The organism is Pseudomonas sp. S2_F03, from assembly GCF_054668335.1.
Genome location: NZ_CP162759.1, coordinates 2,051,027 through 2,067,021, shown reverse-complemented (window position 1 = coordinate 2,067,021; position 15,995 = coordinate 2,051,027). Strand labels below are relative to the sequence as shown.

17 protein-coding genes and 1 pseudogene are annotated in these 15,995 nt (G+C 58.4%); 13 read left to right on the top strand and 5 right to left on the bottom strand.

What is annotated here, in order from left to right; all coding sequences use genetic code 11:
• The first annotated feature begins 12 nt into the window (after positions 1-12).
• Together AB4N76_RS09810 and AB4N76_RS09805 are read left to right on the top strand one after the other, a co-directional pair.
• Entirely contained in the window at positions 13-324 is a 312-nt protein-coding gene (locus AB4N76_RS09810) for a DUF6482 family protein (RefSeq protein WP_046028569.1), read from the top strand.
• Positions 325-444: 120 nt separating this feature from the next.
• On the top strand, positions 445-1,062 hold the full coding sequence (locus AB4N76_RS09805; protein WP_008028844.1) for an FKBP-type peptidyl-prolyl cis-trans isomerase: 618 nt from the start codon (positions 445-447) through the stop codon (positions 1,060-1,062).
• 113 nt (positions 1,063-1,175) lie between these two features.
• Here the strand turns inward: AB4N76_RS09805 and AB4N76_RS09800 are convergent, their stop codons facing one another.
• The 3 genes from AB4N76_RS09800 to AB4N76_RS09790 form a co-directional block, all read right to left on the bottom strand.
• On the bottom strand, positions 1,176-1,433 hold the full coding sequence (locus AB4N76_RS09800) for a PA4570 family protein (RefSeq protein ID WP_046028565.1): 258 nt from the start codon (positions 1,431-1,433) through the stop codon (positions 1,176-1,178).
• A 204-nt stretch (positions 1,434-1,637) separates the two neighbouring features.
• Positions 1,638-1,979 carry a zinc ribbon domain-containing protein YjdM gene (locus AB4N76_RS09795; RefSeq protein ID WP_046028563.1) on the bottom strand — a complete coding sequence of 114 codons (342 nt, stop codon included), beginning with the start codon at positions 1,977-1,979 and terminating at the stop codon, positions 1,638-1,640.
• Between the two features lie 191 nt (positions 1,980-2,170).
• The gene (locus AB4N76_RS09790; RefSeq protein WP_046028560.1) at positions 2,171-3,139 is read right to left on the bottom strand and encodes a polyprenyl synthetase family protein; all 969 of its coding nucleotides are present in this window, start codon (positions 3,137-3,139) and stop codon (positions 2,171-2,173) included.
• A gap of 240 nt (positions 3,140-3,379) precedes the next feature.
• Between AB4N76_RS09790 and rplU the strand changes: the two genes are divergently transcribed.
• From rplU to AB4N76_RS09765, 5 genes are all read left to right on the top strand, one after another.
• Positions 3,380-3,694: a 50S ribosomal protein L21 gene (gene rplU, locus AB4N76_RS09785; RefSeq protein WP_003176051.1), complete on the top strand. Its 315-nt coding sequence runs from the start codon at positions 3,380-3,382 to the stop codon at positions 3,692-3,694.
• A gap of 34 nt (positions 3,695-3,728) precedes the next feature.
• Positions 3,729-4,004, top strand: coding sequence for a 50S ribosomal protein L27 (gene rpmA / locus AB4N76_RS09780; protein ID WP_007943982.1), 276 nt, complete (start codon positions 3,729-3,731; stop codon positions 4,002-4,004).
• A 193-nt stretch (positions 4,005-4,197) separates the two neighbouring features.
• Positions 4,198-5,421 carry an Obg family GTPase CgtA gene (gene cgtA, locus AB4N76_RS09775; protein WP_027924200.1) on the top strand — a complete coding sequence of 408 codons (1,224 nt, stop codon included), beginning with the start codon at positions 4,198-4,200 and terminating at the stop codon, positions 5,419-5,421.
• Between the two features lie 201 nt (positions 5,422-5,622).
• Complete coding sequence (gene proB / locus AB4N76_RS09770) at positions 5,623-6,741, top strand: glutamate 5-kinase (RefSeq protein ID WP_046028559.1); 1,119 nt, start codon at positions 5,623-5,625, stop codon at positions 6,739-6,741.
• Between the two features lie 12 nt (positions 6,742-6,753).
• The gene (locus AB4N76_RS09765; RefSeq protein WP_046028557.1) at positions 6,754-7,218 is read left to right on the top strand and encodes a CreA family protein; all 465 of its coding nucleotides are present in this window, start codon (positions 6,754-6,756) and stop codon (positions 7,216-7,218) included.
• Positions 7,219-7,396: 178 nt separating this feature from the next.
• Here AB4N76_RS09765 and rpsT read toward each other — a convergent pair whose 3' ends face one another.
• A complete protein-coding gene (gene rpsT / locus AB4N76_RS09760; RefSeq protein ID WP_007942340.1) occupies positions 7,397-7,675 on the bottom strand; it encodes a 30S ribosomal protein S20 in 279 nt (92 codons plus the stop codon).
• A 252-nt stretch (positions 7,676-7,927) separates the two neighbouring features.
• On the opposite strand from rpsT, the pseudogene murJ reads away from it, so the two are divergent.
• From murJ to ispH, 6 genes and pseudogenes are all read left to right on the top strand, one after another.
• Positions 7,928-9,465: pseudogene (murJ, locus tag AB4N76_RS09755) on the top strand (murein biosynthesis integral membrane protein MurJ).
• 128 nt (positions 9,466-9,593) lie between these two features.
• Positions 9,594-10,544, top strand: a complete 951-nt coding sequence (gene ribF, locus AB4N76_RS09750; RefSeq protein ID WP_046028554.1) for a bifunctional riboflavin kinase/FAD synthetase — start codon at positions 9,594-9,596, stop codon at positions 10,542-10,544.
• Positions 10,545-13,376, top strand: coding sequence for an isoleucine--tRNA ligase (gene ileS, locus AB4N76_RS09745; RefSeq protein WP_460164418.1), 2,832 nt, complete (start codon positions 10,545-10,547; stop codon positions 13,374-13,376).
• Positions 13,369-13,881, top strand: coding sequence for a signal peptidase II (gene lspA, locus AB4N76_RS09740; RefSeq protein WP_046028552.1), 513 nt, complete (start codon positions 13,369-13,371; stop codon positions 13,879-13,881). Before ileS ends, lspA begins: the two co-directional genes overlap by 8 nt.
• A gap of 7 nt (positions 13,882-13,888) precedes the next feature.
• Positions 13,889-14,326, top strand: a complete 438-nt coding sequence (gene fkpB / locus AB4N76_RS09735) for an FKBP-type peptidyl-prolyl cis-trans isomerase (RefSeq protein WP_175649033.1) — start codon at positions 13,889-13,891, stop codon at positions 14,324-14,326.
• Between the two features lie 149 nt (positions 14,327-14,475).
• Positions 14,476-15,423, top strand: a complete 948-nt coding sequence (gene ispH, locus AB4N76_RS09730; protein ID WP_046028548.1) for a 4-hydroxy-3-methylbut-2-enyl diphosphate reductase — start codon at positions 14,476-14,478, stop codon at positions 15,421-15,423.
• Here ispH and AB4N76_RS09725 read toward each other — a convergent pair.
• Positions 15,392-15,949: a GspH/FimT family pseudopilin gene (locus AB4N76_RS09725; RefSeq protein WP_077431238.1), complete on the bottom strand. Its 558-nt coding sequence runs from the start codon at positions 15,947-15,949 to the stop codon at positions 15,392-15,394. The two genes, ispH and AB4N76_RS09725, sit on opposite strands and share 32 nt — an antisense overlap.
• Positions 15,950-15,995 lie beyond the last annotated feature (46 nt).

The window sequence follows — 15,995 nt, the reverse complement described above, 5'->3', positions numbered from 1 at the left end:
AGGGGTGCATCCATGAACCTTGTTGAATTACGTGCTTATGCCATCGCAGGGAAAATCGATGAGCTGAACCTGATCTCCATGGAAGGCGGGATCTACTTGCTGGAAGCACGCATGCATGGCGCAGCGTATCCCTTGAGTGATGCCCATGACCAAATGTTCAATCTGCGTTCGGTCGAGCATGCGCGTCAGATACTCCATGACTTCCCCACATTGCCATTCAACCTTGTGCATACCCTGGTTCATGATGAAATGTGCGGGCTTGTTTCCAATGCAGAGGAAAACTTGAAGGTGCAACTCGCCTTCCAGAGCGCATGGCACCACTGAGGTCCTAATCAACGCTACGGCATCTGTGCTAGTCTGCTGGCCCTTTTGGTTCCGGGCGCTCCGGGACGCGCTGTGCACGCACGGCAAGTTCCCGAGCCGTCCGCACAGCGGAGCAGTGTCATGTCCGAAGTAAATCTGTCCACCGACGAAACCCGCGTCAGCTACGGTATTGGCCGTCAGCTGGGCGACCAACTGCGCGACAACCCGCCACCGGGCGTTAGCCTGGACGCAATCCTGGCTGGCCTGACCGATGCCTTCGCCGGCAAGGAAAGCCGTGTTGGCCAGGAAGAAATGTCCGCGAGCTTCAAGGTGATCCGCGAAATCATGCAGGCCGAAGCGGCTGCCAAAGCTGAAGCGGCTGCTGGCGAAGGCCTGGCTTTCCTGGCTGAAAACGCCAAGCGTGATGGCATCACCACCCTGGCTTCCGGCCTGCAATTCGAAGTATTGACTGCCGGTGAAGGCGCCAAGCCAACCCGTGAAGATCAAGTGCGTACTCACTACCACGGCACCCTGATCGACGGCACTGTGTTCGACAGCTCCTACGAGCGCGGCCAGCCTGCAGAGTTCCCGGTTGGCGGCGTGATCGCTGGCTGGACCGAAGCCCTGCAACTGATGAACGCCGGTAGCAAATGGCGTCTGTACGTGCCGAGCGAACTGGCTTACGGCGCTCAAGGCGTTGGCAGCATTCCGCCGCACAGCGTACTGGTATTCGACGTCGAACTGCTCGACGTTCTGTAATCCCCCCTGTAGGAGCATGGCTTGCCCGCGATGGCATCAACTCGTTTTCAAGGCGAAACCAAATCGTCTGTATCGCGAGCAAGCTTTGCTCCTACAAGGATTTTCGGACTTTTTCATATCTCGATCCTGTGGTGCAGTTCACTGCTGGGGCGCAACGCCCGGGCATAGCAGAACAGAAACAGATTACGCACCAGTTCCTTGAGCACCAGTGGCTCGCTGGAACTCAGGCCATTGACGTCCAGGTCACCCTGATCCTGCAGTTCATTCAGCGCTTCTTCTTCAAGTACCGCGCAGACTTCCCCGGTTTCCCGATGCAGGATCCTGAGGTAAGGGTGTGGGCGGTCGAGCCAGGCATCGATTAAGTAAGTCATGAATCTCATCTCCATTGATGGGTTTCAATGAGAATAATTCTTATTCATCAAATAGCAAGGGCCTATTGGCGGATCGGGATTTTTTCTGGGTAAAGACTGCGCAAGGTCAAGCGGCTGGCGTTTGGCTATGTCTCGTGTTTGCGGATTGAAACGGGGAGGGCGAAGCACCATCCCACGCAGGGCGCGGGATGGAATACAGCAGGTTCAGACTTTTCTGACGAACTCGGATTTGAGCTTCATCGGGCCGATGCCGTCGATCTTGCAGTCGATGTCGTGGTCGCCATCACACAGGCGGATGTTCTTGACCTTGGTGCCGACCTTGACCACCAGCGACGTGCCTTTGACCTTGAGGTCCTTGATCACGGTGATGGTGTCGCCGTCCTGCAGGACGTTGCCGACCGAATCCTTTTTCACCGTGTCATCGGACGCCACGTCAGCTTCACCGCTGGCAGACCATTCGTGCGCGCACTCGGGGCAGATCAGCTGTGCGCCGTCTTCATAGGTGTATTCGGAATTGCATTTTGGGCAGGGTGGCAACGTGCTCACTAAAGCTCCTTGGATTCAGGATCGCTAAAAAGCGCACATTATATAGGGTTTTTGGCGGATGGTGGGGCAGCGCGATCTTTGTAGGAGCCGGGCTTGCCCGCGATGGCATCACCACGGTTTATCGTTAGACCGGGTTGATGCCATCGCTGGCAAGCCAGGCTCCTACAGGAGCCGGGTTCTAACAGGTGGGATCAGTGCGTGCGGGCGACCGCAAATTCGCTCAATTCGACCAGTGCATCGCGGTATTCGCTGGCAGGCAGTGCGTCGAGGCACTTGATAGCCCGGGCCACGTAATCACGAGCCAGTTGCGCGGTATATTCCAGCGAACCAGACGCTTCTACCGCTTCGCGGATGCTTTCCAGGTCTTCGATGCCGCCTTTCTGGATCGCCTTGCGCACCAGCGCAGCTTGCTCTGGCGTGCCTTCGCGCATGGTGAAGATCAGCGGCAGGGTTGGCTTGCCTTCGGCCAGATCGTCACCGACGTTCTTGCCCAGGGTTTCGGCATCGCCCTTGTAGTCCAGCAGGTCGTCCACCAGCTGGAAAGCCACGCCCAGGTGGTCGCCAAAGGTGCGCAGTGCTTCAGCCTGTTCCGACGTGGCTTCGCAAAGAGCGGCGGCGCTGTGGGTCGACGCTTCGAAGAGCATCGCGGTCTTGCCGCGGATGACTTCCATGTAGGTTTCTTCAGTGGTGCTGGCGTCACGGACCTTCGACAGCTGCAACACTTCGCCTTCGGCGATGATGCGGGTCGCTTGCGAAAGGATCTTCATGACCGGCATGGAGCCCAGTTCGACCATCATTTCGAAGGAACGCGAGTAGAGGAAGTCGCCAACCAGCACGCTCGGTGCGTTGCCCCACATGGCGTTTGCCGTCGAGCGGCCACGGCGCATGCCTGACATGTCGACCACGTCGTCGTGCAGCAGGGTCGCGGTGTGCAGGAATTCGATGGTTGCCGCCAGCAGGCGCAGGTCATCGCCTTCACGGCCCAGCGCCTTGCCACACAGCAACACTAATAAAGGACGAAGGCGTTTACCGCCAGCCGAGGTAATGTAATCGCCGATTTTCGATACCAGCGGCACTCGGGAAGTCAGCTGCTTCTTGATGATGCCGTCGACGGCGCTAAAATCGTCCGCCACCGCGCGGTAGAAAGCTTGGGGTTGCATCAGCGACAGTTGCTCCAGAAGGGTTGCGCGGCATGCTAGGACCCACGTCGGCGGGTGTCAAGGCACGATAGACGGCCTCTTGCATCGCTCCGGCAGCTTGCGTACAATCGCGCACCCTGAACTTCCTGGGCAGCACCTGCCTTACGCAATTGCAAACAGGCCTTCCAGCCCTATGCAGCCATGCCAGCCAATACCTCTTCTTATAAAGAGCTGGGTGAGCAGGATTATCGGAGAAATACCATGTCGTACGCAGTAATTGTTACTGGTGGCAAGCAATACAAGGTCGCCCCAGGTGAATACCTGAAGATCGAAAAACTGGAAATCGCTACCGGCGAATCCGTTACTTTTGATCGCGTTCTGTTGGTCGCCAATGGCGATGACGTGAACATCGGCGCTCCAGTTGTTGCTGGCGCTACCGTTGTGGCTGAAGTGATCTCCCAAGGTCGTCACGATAAAGTCCGCATCATCAAGTTCCGTCGTCGTAAGCACCACATGAAGCGTATGGGCCACCGCCAGTGGTACACCGAGATCAAAATCACCGGTATTCAGGCTTAATTTCAGCCTAATTCCTCACTAGGAGAATTGACTCATGGCACACAAAAAAGCTGGTGGTAGTACCCGTAACGGTCGCGACTCAGAAGCCAAACGCCTTGGCGTGAAGATGTATGGCGGCCAGGTTATCATTCCGGGCAACATCATCGTGCGTCAGCGCGGCACCCAATTCCACGCCGGTTACGGTGTTGGCATGGGTAAAGATCACACTCTGTTCGCTAAAATCGACGGCGTGATCAAGTTTGAAGTAAAAGGCGCTTTCAACCGCCGTTACGTAAGCATTGTCCCGAAGACTGACGTCGTCGCGGCATAATTACGTGGTTGCTGGAAAAGCCCTGTCTTGCGACGGGGCTTTTTCGTTTGTGGGGTGAGTCTCTTGCAAAGCTGTTTGTGATGGGCTCCAGCGCAGGTTTTGCGGTCGTTGAATGAGGTCGCTGCGCTCATTTTTGCAAGAGTCTTATGTCTAGATTTTTTCGGCTCGTCCGTATGGCGAGAGGCGTTTTGTTATGAAGTTTGTTGATGAAGTATCGATTCGAGTAAAGGCCGGTGACGGCGGTAACGGTTGCATGAGCTTCCGTCGCGAAAAATTCATTGAAAACGGCGGCCCGAACGGCGGTGATGGTGGTGATGGCGGCTCGGTCTACATGATCGCCGACGAAAACCTCAACACCCTGGTCGACTACCGTTACACCCGTCACTTCGATGCCGAGCGCGGTTCCAACGGTGGTAGCACCGACTGCACTGGCAAAAAAGGTGAAGAGTTGGTGCTGCGCGTACCGGTTGGCACCACTGTCATCGATGCGGCCACTCAAGAAGTGATCGGCGACCTGACCAAGGCTGGTCAGAAGCTGCTGGTGGCTCACGGTGGCTGGCACGGTCTGGGTAACACCCGTTTCAAATCCAGTACCAACCGCGCTCCGCGTCAGACCACTCCGGGTAAGCCGGGTGAGGCGCGTGATCTCAAGCTGGAAATGAAAGTACTGGCTGACGTCGGTCTGCTGGGCTTGCCGAATGCCGGTAAAAGTACCTTTATCCGCTCGGTATCGGCCGCCAAGCCGAAAGTCGCCGACTACCCGTTCACCACTTTGGTGCCGAACCTGGGTGTGGTCAGCGTCGATCGCTGGAAGAGCTTCGTGGTTGCGGACATTCCGGGGCTGATCGAAGGTGCTTCCGATGGCGCCGGCCTGGGGATTCGTTTCCTCAAGCACTTGTCGCGTACCCGTTTGCTGCTGCACCTCGTGGACATGGCGCCACTGGATGACACCAGTGCGCCGGATGCTGCTGAAGTAATCGTCAGCGAGTTGACCAAGTTCAGTCCGTCCCTGGCTGAGCGTGATCGCTGGCTGGTGCTGAACAAGTGCGACCAGATCCTTGAAGAAGAGCACGATGCTCGCGTCAAGGAAATCGTTGATCGCCTGGAGTGGACCGGCCCGGTTTACGTGATCTCGGCCATCTCCAAGCTGGGCACTGAGCGTCTGTGTCACGACATCATGCGTTATATGGAAGACCGTGCTGATCGCCTGGCTGCCGACCCGGCCTACAAGGAAGAGTTGGCTGAGCTCGATCAGCGCATCGAAGACGAAGCGCGTGCTCAACTGCAGGCCCTGGATGACCAGCGTGCCCTGCGTCGTAGCGGCGTGAAGTCGGTCCATGACATCGGCGACGATGATTGGGATGAAGAAGATGTGGATGACGAAGACGGTCCGGAAATCATTTACGTGCGTGACTGATTCGGTAGGAGCCGGGCTTGCCCGCGATGGCGGTTTATCTGTCTGATCGCGGTGTTATCATCGCTGGCAGACCGGCTCTCTAAGCGCCGCTCAATTGAGCGGCGTTTTAGTATCTGGAAATCGGTAGTTGGTCACGAATAGCCACGAATAACGTCACGGGCAGTGCCAGGTCGCGCTGTCCTCAAGCTAAGGTTGAAGATGATGCGGAGCAAGGTGACAGGTGCGCAGCGTTGGGTCGTGAAGATCGGCAGCGCTTTGCTGACGGCGGACGGCAAAGGCCTGGATCGCGCGGCAATGGGTGTCTGGGTCGAGCAGATGGTGGCGTTGCATGAGGCTGGCGTCGAACTGGTGTTGGTGTCTTCCGGGGCTGTGGCTGCCGGCATGAGCCGCCTGGGCTGGAGCGTACGACCCAGTGCGATGCATGAATTGCAGGCTGCCGCTGCCATCGGTCAGATGGGGTTGGTGCAGGCTTGGGAGTCGAGCTTTGCCGAGCATGGCCGGCATACCGCGCAGATTCTCCTGACGCACGATGACTTGTCTGATCGCAAGCGCTACCTGAATGCCCGCAGCACCTTGCGTGCGTTGGTGGAGTTGAAGGTGATCCCGGTGATCAACGAAAACGACACCGTGGTGACGGACGAAATCCGTTTTGGCGACAACGACACACTGGCTGCACTGGTTGCCAACCTGGTCGAGGCCGACTTGCTGGTGATCCTTACGGATCGCGATGGCATGTTCGATGCTGACCCGCGCAACAACCCTGATGCCAACCTGATTTACGAGGCGCGCGCCGATGATCCGGCGCTGGACGCGGTGGCTGGCGGTACCGGCGGCGCGTTGGGGCGTGGCGGCATGCAAACCAAGCTGCGTGCTGCGCGTCTGGCGGCTCGCTCCGGGGCGCATACCATCATCGTCGGCGGGCGCATTGAGCGCGTGCTGGATCGCTTGAAGGCGGGTGAGCGCATCGGCACCTTGCTATCGCCTGAGCGCGGCATGCTGGCGGCGCGCAAGCAGTGGCTGGCCGGACATTTGCAGACCCGCGGCACGCTGGTGCTGGATGCGGGGGCCGTGACGGCGCTGTCCCAGGGCAATAAAAGTTTGCTGCCGGTGGGCGTGAAGCTGGTGCAAGGCAGCTTCCGCCGTGGCGAAATGGTGGTGTGCGTGTCGCCGGACGGTCGTGAAATTGCTCGCGGCCTGGCCAATTACAGTGCCTTGGAGGCACAAAAAATTATCGGTCAGTCGTCTGAGGCGATTGTCGGTCTGTTGGGTTATATGGCTGAGCCGGAACTGGTTCACCGCGATAACCTGATTCTGGTCTGAAGGAATATCTGAATGCGCGTGGCAAAAGGATTATTGGGGCTGCTGCTGGCAATCCCGCTGCTGGCTTCGGCTGAGGAAATTGGCCAGGTGTCGACGGTGTTCAAATTCGTCGGCCCGAACGACCGCATCGTCGTCGAGGCGTTTGATGACCCCAAGGTTGAAGGCGTGACCTGCTACCTCTCGCGCGCCAAGACCGGCGGCGTGAAGGGTGGTCTGGGTTTGGCTGAAGACCGTGCGGAGGCATCTATCGCTTGCCGTCAGGTCGGGCCCATCAGCTTCAAGGGTGAGCTGAAAGATGGTGATGAGGTGTTCAAGGAGCGCACATCGCTGGTGTTCAAGACCATGCAGGTGGTGCGTTTCCTCGACAAGAAGCGCAATACGCTGGTGTATCTGGTCTATAGCGATCGTTTGATCGAGGGTAGCCCCCAGAACGCGGTGACGGCGATTCCAATTCTGCCCTGGGCGCACGCTCAATAACCTACGCAAAACCAATGCGAGCTTGCTCGCGATGACTGACTAACATTCAATATCTCTGTTGACTGAAAGTCCGCTATCGCGAGCAAGCTCGCTCCCACATTTTTTTTGCGCGTTGTCTTGTTAAATCGCAGGCAATAAAAAACCGACCCTGAGGTCGGTTTTTCAACAAGCTTATCGCTTATGCGGCAACAGCAAGGTTCAGAGCCTTGACGTGACCGTTCAGGCGGCTCTTATGACGAGCAGCCTTGTTCTTGTGGATGATGCCTTTATCGGCCATACGGTCGATAACTGGCACGGCCAGAACGTAAGCAGCTTGAGCTTTAGCAGCGTCTTTTGCGTCGATGGCCTTAACTACATTCTTGATGTAGGTACGAACCATGGAACGCAGGCTGGCGTTGTGGCTGCGACGCTTCTCAGCCTGTTTTGCACGTTTTTTGGCGGAAGGTGTGTTGGCCACCGTCGAGCTCCTCGAAAGACTTTTTAGGAAATAGCAAACAAAATAGGCCGCGAATCATGCCGATGAGTTGATGTCTTGTCAAGGGCGGTTGAGACGTTCCGCTAAGTGGTAGGTGTAAAGAGGCGGGATATTTATTTCCGGCGCTTGACCTGTAAACTCGCGAGCTTTGGCTCTGTGCTGTTGCGGCGCGGAGTATCGCATAAGTAGGCGCTTTGTTCGCCTGCTGTTTATCGACAGGCACAAACTCTTTCAATGAATCTGCTCAAATCGTTGGCCGCCGTCAGCTCTATCACGATGATTTCCCGGGTTTTGGGGTTCGTTCGTGACACGCTCATCGCACGTATATTTGGTGCCGGGATGGCGACAGACGCCTTCTTTATCGCCTTCAAACTGCCCAACCTGCTGCGGCGGATCTTCGCCGAGGGGGCTTTTCCCAAGCATTCGTGCCGATTCTGGCCGAATACAAAAGCCAGCAAGGTGAGGAGGCGACGCGAACGTTCATTGCCTACGTGTCGGGCCTGCTGACGCTGGTGCTGGCGCTGGTCACGGCGTTGGGCATGCTGGCTGCGCCCTGGGTGATCTGGGCGACCGCGCCGGGTTTTACCGATACACCGGAAAAATTCGAGCTGACGACCAGCCTGTTGCGGGTGACTTTTCCCTACATCCTGTTGATTTCCCTTTCGTCCCTGGCCGGGGCGATCCTCAATACCTACAACCGTTTTTCGGTGCCGGCCTTCGTGCCGACGCTGCTCAACGTCAGCATGATCGTCTTTTCAGTGTTCCTGACCCCGTACTTCGATCCGCCGGTCATGGCGCTGGGGTGGGCAGTTCTGGTGGGTGGTCTGGCGCAATTGCTCTATCAACTGCCGCACCTGAAAAAAATCGGTTTGCTGGTATTGCCACGCCTGAACCTGCGTGACAGTGGCGTCTGGCGGGTCATGAAACAAATGCTGCCCGCGATTCTCGGCGTATCGGTCAGCCAGATTTCGCTGATCATCAACACTATTTTCGCGTCGTTCCTGGTGGCCGGTTCCGTGTCCTGGATGTATTACGCCGACCGCTTGATGGAGTTGCCGTCCGGCGTTTTGGGTGTGGCGTTGGGCACGATTTTGCTGCCGACCCTGGCCAAAACCTACGCCAGCAAGGACCGTCACGAGTATTCGCGCATTCTCGACTGGGGCCTGCGCCTGTGCTTCGTACTGGTGTTGCCGTGTTCCCTGGCGTTGGGAATTCTTGCCGAGCCGCTGACCGTTTCCCTGTTCCAATACGGGCAGTTCAGCGCTTTCGATGCGTCCATGACGCAACGGGCGCTGATCGCCTACTCGGTCGGATTGCTCGGAATTATCGTGATTAAGGTGCTGGCACCGGGGTTTTATGCGCAACAAAACATCCGCACGCCGGTAAAAATCGCAATTTTCACCCTGGTGGTCACACAGCTGTTCAACCTGATGCTGATAGGTCCTCTGGCCCACGCCGGCTTGGCCCTCGCCATCAGCGCGGGTGCTTGTATCAACGCGAGTTTGTTGTTTTATCAACTGCGCAAGCAGCAGATGTACCAACCGCAGCCGGGCTGGGCGAAGTTCGGCTTCAAGCTGGTGATTGCCGTGCTGGTGATGTCTGCCGTGTTGTTGCTCGGCATGCATTTCATGCCAGCGTGGGATCAAGGGCATATGCTTGAGCGGTTCCTGCGCCTGGGCGCTTTGGTCGCGGCCGGCATCGTTAGCTATTTCGGGATGTTGCTTCTGATGGGCTTCCGTTTGCGCGACTTCAATCGCAAGGCGCTGAGCTGAGGTCGCGACCTCGATAAACACGGGCGAGCCGGCAGTTTTGTCGGCTCGATCACTTTGGTTACGGTGTTGCCTGTCGTCGGCCGCCGGGTGTGGTTATAATCGACCACTTTATGAGCAAGAAGCGCGTTATGCAGCTGGTTCGAGGCCTCCACAATCTGCGCCCCCAGCATCGGGGCTGTGTCGCCACTATTGGCAACTTTGACGGTGTTCACCGTGGTCACCAGGCTATCCTGGCAAGGCTGCGTGAGCGCGCGCTCGAGTTGGGCGTGCCCAGCTGCGTGGTGATTTTTGAGCCGCAGCCGCGAGAATTCTTCGCCCCGGACACGGCTCCGGCCCGTCTGGCCCGGCTGCGGGACAAACTGCAGCTGCTGGCCGACGAAGGTGTCGACCGCGTCCTGTGCCTGGCCTTCAATCAGCGGCTGAGCAAGCTCAGCGCCAGTGAATTCGTTGATACCATTCTGGTGGACGGCCTTGGCGTCCAGCACCTGGAAGTCGGCGACGACTTCCGGTTCGGCTGTGACCGGGTAGGGGACTTCGATTTCCTGCAACAAGCCGGCAGTGTTCAGGGCTTTACCGTCGAAGCGGCGCAAACCGTCGAGCTGGACGGCATTCGCGTCAGCAGCACCCAGGTCCGTAATGCCCTGGCCGCAGCTGATTTTGCCTTGGCCGAGCGACTGCTCGGGCGGCCGTTCCAGATTACCGGGCGGGTGCTGCACGGCCAGAAGCTGGCGCGCCAGTTGGGAACGCCCACGGCCAACATACAACTCAAGCGCCGTCGCGTTCCGCTTTCCGGGGTTTACCTGGTCAACGTCGACATCGACGGCAAGACCTGGCCAGGTGTCGCCAATATCGGCGTGCGGCCAACGGTTCAAGGTGATGGCAAGGCCCACCTCGAAGTGCATCTTTTAGATTTTGCCGGCGATCTGTATGACCGGCGTTTGACGGTGGTCTTCCACCACAAGCTGCGTGAAGAGCAGCGTTTCGCCTCTCTGGAGGCGCTTAAGACGGCGATCAATGCGGATGTCGCCGCCGCCCGTGCCCTGTCGCACCTAGCGCCAATCGCTAATGAAGAGCCTTAAATGACCGACTATAAAGCCACGCTAAACCTTCCGGACACCGCCTTCCCAATGAAGGCCGGCCTGCCACAGCGCGAACCGCAGATTCTGCAGCGCTGGGACAGTATTGGCCTGTACGGTAAGTTGCGCGAAATTGGCAAGGATCGTCCGAAGTTCGTCCTGCACGACGGTCCTCCGTACGCCAACGGCACGATTCACATCGGTCATGCGCTGAACAAGATTCTCAAGGACATGATCATTCGCTCGAAGACCCTGTCGGGTTTCGACGCACCTTATGTGCCGGGCTGGGACTGCCACGGTCTGCCGATCGAGCATAAAGTCGAAGTGACCCACGGCAAGAACCTGGGCGCGGACAAAACCCGCGAACTGTGCCGTGCCTACGCCACCGAGCAGATCGAAGGCCAGAAATCCGAATTCATCCGTCTGGGCGTGTTGGGCGACTTCGCCAACCCGTACAAGACCATGGACTTCAAGAACGAAGCCGGTGAAATCCGTGCCCTGGCAGAAATCGTCAAGGGCGGCTTCGTGTTCAAGGGCCTCAAGCCTGTGAACTGGTGCTTTGACTGCGGTTCGGCCCTGGCCGAAGCGGAAGTCGAGTACGAGAACAAGAAATCCTCGACCATCGACGTGGCCTTCCCGATTGCCGACGAAGCCGAGCTGGCTGCCGCGTTCGGCCTGCCGTCGCTGGCCAAACCGGCTTCGATCGTGATCTGGACCACCACCCCATGGACCATCCCGGCCAACCAGGCGCTGAACGTTCATCCAGAGTTCAATTACGCCCTGGTCGACGTCGGCGACAAGCTGCTGGTGCTGGCTGAAGAACTGGTCGAGTCGTGCCTGGCCCGTTACAGCCTGCAAGGCTCGGTCATCGCGACCACCACCGGTAAAGAGCTGGAACTGATCAATTTCCGTCACCCGTTCTACGACCGTTTGTCGCCAGTTTACCTGGCCGAATACGTTGAACTGGGCGCCGGCACCGGTGTGGTTCACTCCGCGCCGGCCTACGGCGTGGACGACTTCGTGACCTGCAAGAAGTACGGCATGGTCAACGACGACATCCTCAATCCGGTGCAAAGCAACGGTGTTTACGCGACCTCGCTGGAGTTTTTCGGCGGCCAGTTCATCTGGAAAGCCAACCCGGCCATCGTCGACAAACTGACTGAAGTCGGTGCGCTGCTGCACACCACCATCATCGAACACAGCTACATGCACTGCTGGCGTCATAAGACCCCGTTGATCTACCGCGCCACCGCGCAGTGGTTCATCGGCATGGACAAAGAGCCTGCGACCGGCGAGACCCTGCGCAAGCGGGCGATCAAAGCCATCGAAGACACCAAGTTTGTTCCGGCCTGGGGCCAGGCGCGTCTGCACTCGATGATCGCCAATCGTCCGGACTGGTGCATTTCCCGTCAGCGCAACTGGGGCGTGCCGATCCCGTTCTTCCTGAACAAGGAAAGCGGCGAGCTGCACCCACGTACCGCCGAGCTGATGGAAGAAGTCGCCAAGCGCGTCGAAGTCGAAGGCATCGAAGCCTGGTTCAAGATGGACGCCGCCGAGTTGCTCGGTGACGAAGCGCCGCAGTACGACAAGATCAGCGACACCCTGGACGTCTGGTTCGATTCGGGCACCACGCATTGGCACGTTCTGCGCGGTTCGCACCCGATGGGCCACGAGAGCGGCCCACGCGCCGACCTGTACCTGGAAGGCTCGGACCAACACCGTGGCTGGTTCCACTCGTCCCTGCTGACCGGTTGCGCCATCGACAACCACGCGCCGTACCGCGAGCTGTTGACCCACGGCTTCACCGTCGATGAGTCCGGCCGCAAGATGTCCAAATCGCTGGGCAACGTGATCGCGCCGCAAAAGGTCAACGACACCCTGGGCGCCGACATCATGCGTCTGTGGGTGGCTTCCACCGACTACTCCGGTGAAATGGCGGTTTCCGAGCAGATCCTGCAACGCAGCGCGGACGCCTACCGGCGTATCCGTAACACCGCGCGCTTCCTGCTCTCCAACCTGACCGGTTTCAACCCGGCCACCGACATCCTGCCCGCTGAAGAAATGCTCGCGCTGGACCGTTGGGCCGTGGACCGCACCTTGCTGCTGCAACGCGAGTTGCAAGAGCACTATGGCGAATATCGCTTCTGGAACGTCTACTCCAAGATCCACAACTTCTGCGTGCAGGAGCTGGGCGGTTTCTACCTCGACATCATCAAGGACCGTCAGTACACCACTGGCGCCAACAGTAAGGCCCGCCGTTCGGCGCAAACCGCGCTGTATCACATCTCCGAAGCGCTGGTGCGCTGGATCGCACCGATCCTCGCCTTTACCGCTGACGAACTGTGGGAATACCTGCCGGGCGAGCGTAACGAATCGGTGATGCTCAACACCTGGTACGAAGGTTTGACCGAGTTGCCGGAAGGCTTCGAGCTGGGTCGCGCCTACTGGGATCGCATCATGGAAGTGAAGGTTGCAGTCAACAAGGAAATGGAAATCCAGCGCGCGGCCAAGGCCGTCGGTGGCAACCTGCAAGCCGAAGTGACGCTGTTCGCCGAAGAAGCGCTGAGCGCCGACCTGGCCAAGTTGAGCAACGAATTGCGCTTCGTATTGATTACTTCGACCGCCACCGTTGCGCCGTTTATCAAGGCACCAGGGGACGCGGTAGTCACCGAAGTCAGCGGCTTGAAGCTGCAAGTGGTCAAGTCGAGCCACGCCAAGTGCGCCCGTTGCTGGCACTGCCGTGAAGACGTCGGCGTGAACCCGGAGCATCCGGAAATCTGCGGTCGTTGTGTCGACAACATCAGCGGCGATGGCGAGGTCCGTCACTATGCCTAATGCCGTTGGCCGCTTTGGGCGGCTGGGCTGGCTCTGGTTGAGTTTGCTGGTCCTGGTCATCGACCAGGCCAGCAAGTTCCACTTCGAAAGCTCGCTCACCATGTACCAGCAAATTGTGGTGATCCCCGATTATTTCAGCTGGACCCTGGCCTACAACACCGGTGCCGCGTTCAGCTTTCTGGCCGACAGCTCGGGTTGGCAGCGCTGGTTGTTTGCCCTGATCGCAGTGGTGGTCAGTGCGGTGTTGGTGGTGTGGCTCAAGCGTCTGGGGCGCAATGAAACCTGGCTGGCGATTGCGCTGGCCCTGGTTTTGGGTGGTGCGCTGGGCAACCTGTACGACCGCATTGCCTTGGGTCATGTGATCGATTTCATCCTGGTGCACTGGCAGAACCGCTGGTATTTCCCGGCGTTCAACTTTGCCGACAGCGCTATTACTGTCGGTGCCGTGATGCTGGCACTGGATATGTTCAAAAGTAAAAAGACCGGAGAAGCCGTTCATGACTGAACAGGTATTGGCTGAGCAACGCATCCGCCAGAACACGGAAGTCACCTTGCACTTTGCACTGCGCCTGGAGAATGGCGACACCGTCGACAGCACCTTCGACAAAGCCCCGGCGACCTTCAAGGTCGGCGACGGCAACCTGTTACCAGGTTTCGAAGCGGCACTGTTCGGCTTCAAGGCTGGCGACAAGCGCACGCTGACGATTGCGCCGGAAAACGCTTTCGGCCAGCCAAACCCGCAGAACGTACAGATCATTCCGCGTTCGCAGTTCAAGGACATGGACCTGTCGCCGGGTTTGCTGGTGATCTTCAACGATGCGGCGAATACTGAGTTACCCGGCGTGGTGCAGGAATTCGATGACGAGCAAGTGACCATCGACTTCAACCACCCGCTGGCCGGTAAGACATTGACGTTTGACGTAGAAATCATCAGCGTCAGATCGTTGTAACTGACCGAACACGGTCACCTGTAGGAGCAGAGCTTGCTCGCGAAGGCGTCACCACATTCAGCATCAATGTTGACTGACACACCGCTTTCGCGAGCAAGCTCAGCTCCTACAATGTTTTAATTTCTTGCGCGCAAGACACGAGGCACAGCATGCAAATCAAACTCGCCAACCCCCGTGGCTTCTGCGCCGGTGTGGACCGCGCAATCGAAATCGTCAACCGCGCCCTGGAAGTGTTCGGGCCGCCGATCTATGTGCGCCACGAAGTGGTTCACAACAAATTTGTCGTCGAAGACCTGCGTGCTCGTGGGGCGATCTTTGTCGAAGAGTTGGATCAGGTGCCGGACGACGTCATTGTGATCTTCAGTGCCCACGGCGTTTCCCAGGCCGTGCGTACCGAGGCTTCGGGCCGTGGATTGAAAGTATTCGATGCGACCTGTCCGCTGGTGACCAAAGTGCACATCGAAGTTGCGCGATACAGCCGTGATGGCCGTGAATGCATCCTCATCGGCCACGCCGGTCATCCGGAAGTCGAAGGGACCATGGGCCAGTACGATGGCAGCAATGGCGGCGCGATTTACCTGGTCGAAGACGAGAAAGACGTCGCCGCGTTGCAAGTGCACAACCCTGAAAAACTCGCCTTCGTGACCCAGACCACCCTGTCCATGGACGACACCAGCCGCGTGATCGACGCGTTGCGTGCGCGCTTCCCGGCGATCGGTGGTCCGCGCAAGGATGACATCTGCTACGCCACGCAAAACCGTCAGGACGCCGTGAAGCAACTGGCTGACGAGTGCGACGTGGTGCTGGTGGTCGGCAGCCCGAACAGTTCCAACTCCAATCGCTTGCGTGAACTGGCCGAGCGCATGGCCACTCCGGCTTACCTGATCGACGGTGCTGAAGACCTGCAAAAGAGCTGGTTTGACGGTGTCGAGCGTATCGGCATTACCGCTGGTGCCTCTGCTCCTGAAGTATTGGTGCGTGGTGTGATCCAGCAATTGCAGGCCTGGGGTGCGACTGGTGCCGATGAGCTGGCAGGTCGTGAAGAGAACATCACGTTCTCCATGCCTAAAGAGCTGCGCGTGCGTTCGGTGCTTTAAAACGCTTCCCTCCCGGACATAGCGCCTGCTCAGCCTTATCGCTGCGCAGGCTGATGCGACCTGTAGCCGCCAGCACCACCTGGAGCTGGCTGACCGGTTCGCGGGCTGCACAAACGTGCAATGTCCCCGCTTGAAAGGCCCGCCCGGGCATCTGTGGTTCGCCTGCCCCATTGAATCGAACGTATTGCCGGACCGGCCAATTGCCGACAATCGGCACCCGAGCGCCACTCTCGCGCTCAACCAGCAGCGGATTGCTGCTGTCCTCCGGCCCTTTGCCACTGATGTCCAGAATGATCCGCCAGCCTTGACCCCAGTCCCCGTTGATCCCATGAACGACAACGGTCTGGTGGCGTGTGATGGCGATTGTCCTTGCGTTGCGTAGACCGCTGGCCAGCGCCTGTGCTGCCTGCTCCCGGTGGTTCGATTCAGTGAGTGATGCGAACGCCGGACTGACCAACAGCAGAACAATTGCGGCAATTGCCAGTCCCATAAACAGTTCGATCAGGCTGAAGCCCTGTTGATGCATGGCATTTCCCTCCCTGGAGCGTTGTGTACCGCGCATTCCTTGCGCG